5 protein-coding genes are annotated in these 5,284 nt (G+C 31.8%); 1 reads left to right on the top strand and 4 read right to left on the bottom strand.

Annotated elements, in window-relative coordinates; genetic code table 11:
* Nucleotides 1-51 precede the first annotated feature (51 nt).
* From B3J26_RS03850 to B3J26_RS03860, 3 genes are all read right to left on the bottom strand, one after another.
* Complete coding sequence (locus tag B3J26_RS03850; RefSeq protein ID WP_221853948.1) at nt 52-702, bottom strand: alpha/beta hydrolase; 651 nt, start codon at nt 700-702, stop codon at nt 52-54.
* Nucleotides 703-763: 61 nt separating this feature from the next.
* On the bottom strand, nt 764-1,528 hold the full coding sequence (locus B3J26_RS03855; protein ID WP_291073349.1) for a TIGR02757 family protein: 765 nt from the start codon (nt 1,526-1,528) through the stop codon (nt 764-766).
* Complete coding sequence (locus B3J26_RS03860; protein WP_291073351.1) at nt 1,529-2,203, bottom strand: ABC transporter ATP-binding protein; 675 nt, start codon at nt 2,201-2,203, stop codon at nt 1,529-1,531.
* Nucleotides 2,204-2,487: 284 nt separating this feature from the next.
* Between B3J26_RS03860 and sucC the strand changes: the two genes are divergently transcribed.
* Nucleotides 2,488-3,681 (top strand): ADP-forming succinate--CoA ligase subunit beta, encoded by a 1,194-nt coding sequence (gene sucC, locus B3J26_RS03865; RefSeq protein WP_291073352.1) that lies wholly within the window; start codon nt 2,488-2,490, stop codon nt 3,679-3,681.
* A gap of 357 nt (nt 3,682-4,038) precedes the next feature.
* Here sucC and B3J26_RS03870 read toward each other — a convergent pair whose 3' ends face one another.
* Nucleotides 4,039-4,536, bottom strand: a complete 498-nt coding sequence (locus B3J26_RS03870; protein WP_114998937.1) for a helix-turn-helix transcriptional regulator — start codon at nt 4,534-4,536, stop codon at nt 4,039-4,041.
* Nucleotides 4,537-5,284: the final 748 nt, after the last annotated feature.

A 5,284-nucleotide genomic window follows, 5' to 3' on the forward strand; every position in this document is an offset into this window, starting at 1 on the left:
AAGATTTTCAAATCTAAAGGAATTTGTTTCAGAATTTCATTATTTTTAGGATTAAAATCTTTTGATCCAATCCATCAAATCATAATAATTTTGAGGAACAATTCCGTGTCCACTTCTATATTCGTGGTATTCAAAATTAATATTCATCGATTTTAAAAACTCGTCACCCATTCGTCCTAATTCAATTGGCAATACAACATCTTCTGTTCCGTGCGAAACAAAGAAATTTAAGTTCGAAAAATCTTTCGATTGATCAAAATCTCCAATAATTTTAGCTTCTGGATAACCACTTAAAATAGCCACGTTTTTAATCTTTTCTGGATTATTTAGCGAAATCGCATAACTCAAAATTGCACCTTGGCTAAAGCCCATCAATGTTACATTTGCGTCATCTAAATTCTCTTGTTGAACAATTGCATCAATAAATTCGACCAATTTATTACGCGATTCTATTGCTTGCGTTTCATCCATCCATTTTTCATTGTTCACAAAATTAATATCATACCACGCATATCCGCCATACACAATATCATGCAACGCTCGTACACTTATAATATGCGCATTCTGCGGTAAATCTTGTGCAAATGAAAACAAATCTTCTTCGTTGCTTCCATAACCATGTATCAGCACAAAAAGAGGCGTTTTTTCAGTCGAAACAACAGGTAAACGTTCGATATATTTTATTCCATTCAATTCTTTCATACAAACTTATTTTTAGCGAATTTAATTCTAATTTTTCTAAATAAAATTATTTTCAGTTCAGTTAAAACCCTTCGAAAACACCCAAACCAAATAAAGCGAAATCATATTTCACAGGATCATTTGCATCCATTTCTCGCAATTTTGTATCAAGTTCTTTCAATGCTTTTGCATCATTTTGTTTTCGAGTCAGAATATTTAATTTTCGTGCAACATTTCCCGAATGTACATCCAAAGGACAGGAAAGAATAGAAGTTGGAATGGATTTCCAAATTCCTAAATCTACGCCTTGTTTGTCATCACGAATCATCCAACGCAAGTACATATTGATACGCTTTGCAGCCGAATTATTCAATGGATCTGAAATATGTTTAGTTGTTCGAGTTGGATGTTCTATTTCAAAAAAAGTTTGTTTGAAATTCGAGATTGATGCTTGCATCGAATCTGAAGTTTGATGTTTTGCAAAAACTTGTTCCAATCCGCCATGATTTTGATAAATGTTACGAAGCGATTGCATGAAAAATTTCAAATCTTCACTATTGAATGTTCTGTGAACAAAACCACCCAAATTCTTTAAATGATTCTCAGAGAAATTCATCACAAAATCGTAAGGCGAATTTCCCATCAACTGCATCATTTTATTCGCATTAATGATAATCATTTTACGATTTCCCCATGCAATTGTTGCCGCTAAAAACCCAGCAATTTCGATATCTTCTTTCGCAGAAAATCTATGCGGAATCTGTACTGGATCAGAATCGATAAAGTCTAATGTATTATATTGAAGAACTTTTTCGTCTAAAAAATCCTTTAATTCTTCTTGAATCATTTACATTTCTATTTGAAAAATTCCATCAGCCATCACCAATTTTCGATCAGTCATATTTGCTAATTCTTCGTTATGTGTCACAATGACAAAAGTTTGTCCAAATTCGTTTCGAAGATTGAAAAATAATTCATGTAATTCTTCAGCATTTTTAGAATCTAAATTACCAGAAGGTTCATCAGCAAAAACTACTTTAGGCTGATTAATCAACGCACGAGCTACTGCTACACGTTGTTGTTCTCCTCCAGAAAGTTGATTAGGTTTATGTGTCAAACGTTGCGAAAGTCCCAAATAAGACATTAACTCTTTTGCACGCTTTTCGGCTTCTGCTTTTTTTGTTTTCTTGATAAAAGCTGGAATACAAATATTCTCTATTGCATTAAATTCTGGCAACAATTGATGAAACTGAAAAATAAATCCAATGTTTTCGTTACGAAATTTAGATAAATCGCGATCGTTTAATTTCGTGATATCTTGTCCCGCAATCTGAATAGAAGTATTATATTTCTTTGGCTCAGAACTTTTTTCTAATGTTCCTAAAATTTGAAGCAAAGTTGTTTTTCCTGCTCCAGAAGCACCAACAATAGAAACGATTTCTTTTTCTGCAATCGATAAAGAAACATTTTTTAGCACTTCTAATTCACCAAATTTCTTAACAATATTTTCTGCTTTTATCATGAGGTAAAGATATAAATTAAGTACTAAGTCTTAAATTATAAGTGATAAGTTTTTTTGAATTCAAAATAAAGACATCTAAATTAAACTAGTTTTTAGTGTACTTGTTACGATTTAAAAATTATATAACAATTGTTTTGACTTTTTAAATCATTAATATTCGTATCTTGTAACCTCTAAATAAACAATATTAACCACTTTTTTAGCATAAGCTGATAAAATTAATATGGCAAAATTTAGAATACATCAACAATATTTTTATTTTTGTAATTGAAAAATCAAAAAAAATGAATCTTCACGAATATCAAGGAAAAGAAATTCTTAGTAAATATGGTGTGAAAGTACAACGTGGTATCGTTGCTACTACACCAGAAGAAGCTGTAGAAGCTGCTAAAAAGTTAACTGAACAAACTGGTACAGGTTGGCATGTTGTAAAAGCACAAGTACACGCAGGGGGTCGTGGAAAAGGTGGTGGAGTAAAGCTTGCTAAAAACTTAGATGAAGTTAAAGAGAAAGCAGACGAAATCATCGGAATGCAATTAGTAACCCCTCAGACTTCGGCTGAAGGGAAAAAAGTTCATCAAGTTTTAATCGCTGAGGATGTTTATTATCCAGGTGAATCTGAAACTGAAGAGTACTATGTTTCTGTATTGTTAGATCGTGCTACTGGTAAAAATATGATTATGTATTCTACTGAAGGTGGAATGGATATCGAAGAAGTTGCTGAGCACACGCCAGACAAAATCTTTACAGAAGAAATTGATCCAGCTGTAGGAATCCAAGGTTTTCAAGCACGTAAAGTTGCTTTTAACTTAGGATTATCAGGAAATGCTTTCAAAGATGGTGTTAAATTTATCACTGCTTTATATAATGCATATGTAGCGATTGACGCTTCTATGTTCGAAATTAACCCAGTTCTTAAAACATCTGACGATCAAATTATCGCTGTAGATGCTAAAGTATCTATCGATGATAACTCATTATTCCGTCATGCAGATATTGCTGCTTTACGTGATACAAGAGAAGAAGATCCAACAGAAGTTGAAGCTGGTGAAGCTGGATTAAACTTCGTAAAATTAGACGGTAATGTAGGATGTATGGTTAACGGAGCTGGTTTAGCAATGGCAACTATGGATATCATCAAATTATCTGGTGGTAACCCTGCAAACTTCTTAGACGTTGGTGGTACTGCTGATGCTGAGCGTGTAGAAAAAGGTTTCCGTATTATCTTAAAAGACAAAAACGTAAAAGCTATCTTAATCAACATTTTTGGTGGTATTGTACGTTGTGACCGTGTTGCTCAAGGTATCTTAGATGCTTACAACAATATGGGTGACGAAATTAATGTGCCGATTATTGTTCGTTTACAAGGAACAAATGCAGAAATCGCTAAGAAAATGATTGATGAATCAGGTTTCGCTGTTCACTCTGCTATCACATTAAAAGACGCTGCTGATAAAGTAGAAGAATTAGTAGGTTAAGATTTAACTTATTTACAATATATCAAACCTCTCAAAAGATCCTTTGAGAGGTTTTTTTTGTATTTTTATATATACCTCTTTATGGAATATTTATTATAAATCATTTTAACAAGATCTATAAGTTTGTTTAGTCAAAACGCACTATTTACAGAAGTTAAACTAACACAAGATAGTGATACATCATTTTGGTTCAAAAGAGAAATCTATATTACGAAAAGAATCAATCATTCTGAACCAAATTCTAAAAATGATTTTTTTTAAATAAAAAACTCTGGAGTTAGACAAACCTAAAAATAAAGCTAACATACTAATAACAAAATTGAATATACTAGCTTCAAACTCATTATGATATTAAAATTATTTCTTAGGCTTTATATAAATAGCCTTTCTACCAGTTGTTTCTTCTGAACTTACCAACTCATCATTTTTTAAATTTCTCATAACACCAGCGATAGCAACAGAGGTAATATCTTTTGGTACTAATTTTAATCGGACCAGCTCCTTTTTTATTTCAGCAACTATTTTACCTTCATTCAGAAAATTTGTATTTACTATATGCTCCCTAATTTTTGATGTTAATTTTAAAGATTCCAATCTATATTTAGGTAATTCATTTAGAGGTTTAAGAGGTATTTTAAAGTCTAATAATGTTTCCAATGGGTACTGAACGACTTTTGCATATTCTACGTAATAATCAATAATTTTTGCTTCACCTTTTTCTATTTTTATTATAGTACTACGTGATATTTCAGTCATATAAACTATATCATCTATTGTATATAGTTTTTCTATTCTCAAACTTCTTAATTTATTTCCAAGATTAATTCTGTAAAGAGACGTCTTATTAACTTCCATAAGTTACTGATTAATGTTTTATAGTTTTATTTGTAAAATAAATTTGCATTTAAAGAAATAAATATTATATTTGTTGTAGCGAATTGATAATTAGTCTATAAAGACAAATTAAAACGATGTAATCTCGACCTAAAACGACCAATTTTACTATCGAGAGTATCGTGGAATCGCTCCATGTCTTAAAAGTTTTGTACTTTCGTATATGGCATGAGAGTGGTTCTCACGTTAACTTTAGGTAGTAGCTTTATTATCGTTAGATTATAAAGAAGGGTTTGGTCGCCCATGGTCTAAAGTGTGAGACTGCTCCTTGCTTTTTTTGCAAGTATTTCTTCATATAGGAGAGACATCGTTCCATAAAACCCAACACAAAATGAGAACGAAACAATTTCCATTCATCCGTAAAAAGCCACCGGACAAAGTCGGTCGGCTTATTACTTCTTTTTAAAGGACAAACCTCCGTTTTTATAACATTTTTAAAACACAGATTGTAAAGCAAAGGGGCTCCTTTCTTTACACGCTCTCTATCAGAGCCTCGGTAAGGAGACTTTGACAGCCAGGTTATACTCTTTTTTTCGCACATTAAAAGTAAAGCCTTTATTGACATTTTCCAAATTTATTGGGGCCTACCTTATTATTAGTATTGAGATGTTAGTATTTAGATTTTAGAGTTGTACGATGTAAAAAGTACATTGTATTATGTATTTGAGGTTGAGACTAAGGATGGGATTCTGAAACGAGTTCCTTTAGA

The organism is Empedobacter sp. UBA5987 (assembly GCF_002429865.1).
In the GTDB taxonomy this organism is placed as follows: Bacteria; Bacteroidota; Bacteroidia; order Flavobacteriales; family Weeksellaceae; genus Empedobacter; species Empedobacter falsenii_B.

What these genes read in the sequence shown, in the direction of transcription:
- B3J26_RS03850 (WP_221853948.1), bottom strand. Translation starts at nt 702, where the DNA reads ATGAAAGAATTGAATGGAATAAAATATATCGAACGTTTACCTGTTGTT.
- B3J26_RS03855 (WP_291073349.1), bottom strand. Translation starts at nt 1,528, where the DNA reads ATGATTCAAGAAGAATTAAAGGATTTTTTAGACGAAAAAGTTCTTCAA.
- B3J26_RS03860 (WP_291073351.1), bottom strand. Translation starts at nt 2,203, where the DNA reads ATGATAAAAGCAGAAAATATTGTTAAGAAATTTGGTGAATTAGAAGTG.
- sucC (WP_291073352.1), top strand. Translation starts at nt 2,488, where the DNA reads ATGAATCTTCACGAATATCAAGGAAAAGAAATTCTTAGTAAATATGGT.
- B3J26_RS03870 (WP_114998937.1), bottom strand. Translation starts at nt 4,536, where the DNA reads ATGGAAGTTAATAAGACGTCTCTTTACAGAATTAATCTTGGAAATAAA.